Source organism: Aquirufa sp. A-Brett2-15D (assembly GCF_054558735.1).
This window is the reverse complement of record NZ_JBSKFT010000010.1, coordinates 1-1,344: the sequence shown is the minus strand read 5'-3', so window position 1 is coordinate 1,344 and position 1,344 is coordinate 1. Positions and strand designations below refer to the sequence as shown.

At 41.7% G+C, this 1,344-nt stretch carries 1 protein-coding gene; it reads left to right on the top strand.

What is annotated here, in order from left to right; translation table 11 throughout:
• The coding region (locus ACST14_RS10915) for a hypothetical protein (RefSeq protein ID WP_459463472.1) at positions 1 to 1,344 on the top strand (1,344 nt) is incomplete at both ends.

Sequence of the window (1,344 nt, the reverse complement as noted above, 5' to 3'; positions counted from 1 at the left end):
CCAGTACGGCGGGTAAGATTGTATTGGCAGGAGATTTAGGAGGGACTTTTTCAAGTCCATTGGTAGTTACAGTGGGGGGGAAGTCTAATACAAGCATTGCGAATGCGATCACAACAGTGGAAGCAGCAACTTCTATAAACACGCCAAGTACCTTAGTAATGCGAAATATAAATGGAAATTTTGCAGGAAATGTAATTACAGCTAATACGCTTGTTGGAAATTATTCGGGGACTATTGCCTTGGCTAATGGGGGTACAGGTGCTACTACACAGGCAGGAGCCTTAACGGCACTCGGATTAGATCAGGTAAATAATACTTCAGATCTAAATAAGCCAATTAGTACTGCCACTCAAAATGCACTTAATTTAAAAGTTAATTCGGCATTAATTGGTGTGATCAATGGCGTAGCTAGCTTAGGTTCAGATGGTAAAGTTCCTAATGCTCAATTACCTGCTTTCCAAACGACGTCTACTAATGTCGTGACAAGCACTGCCGCAATGTATGCTTTAACTGGCTTGTCCCTTGGTGCAGTTGTCATTAATACTACAGATAAAACAACGTGGATTTTAAGCTCTGTTCCAGGATCTTATCCATCCACAGCTGCCAATTGGACTCAATTGACTACTTCCACTACTGTTAGCTCTGTAAATGGTTTAACGGGAGCAGTTGCCTTATCGGGGACAGCTAATAGAGTTACAGTTAGTGCTGCAAATATTTTAGATATTGCGTCTACTTATACAGGCCAAACCTCGATCAATACATTAGGTACTATAACTTCTGGAACGTGGAATGGTACCGCCGTGGGTACAGCTTTTGGAGGGACAGGTGCAACAACTGCGAATGCTGGATTTAATGCATTGGCCCCATCTCAATCCGGTAATTCTGGTAAATTTTTAACTACAGATGGATCAAATACTAGTTGGTCTACAGTGGCAGCTGCTGGAGGTTGGGCTACGACCGGAAACACGGGTATGACAGATTATGCCTTTAGTATAGCTCAGTATGTATCAGAATCTAATGCGGGTAAGTTTATCGGAAACACGGATGGATATCCTTTGAATTTCCGGGTAGCAAACGTAAGATCCGGGCGTATTGATAACAATATAAACATAGGCCAAACTAGTTTTGGTTACGGAGCTGGCCAGAACGCGTGGTTAGAGAATAACAGTGGTAATGGTTACAGAGGAACTAGAAATACGGCGATAGGTTTTTCATCGCTTTACTACACGAACTCGGGTAAGGAGAATACAGCCTTAGGATATTATAGTTTATTTAATAATCAATCTGGATCGGGCTCAGTTGCTTTAGGTTTCCAGTCGATGATGAACTATACGAATAATTATA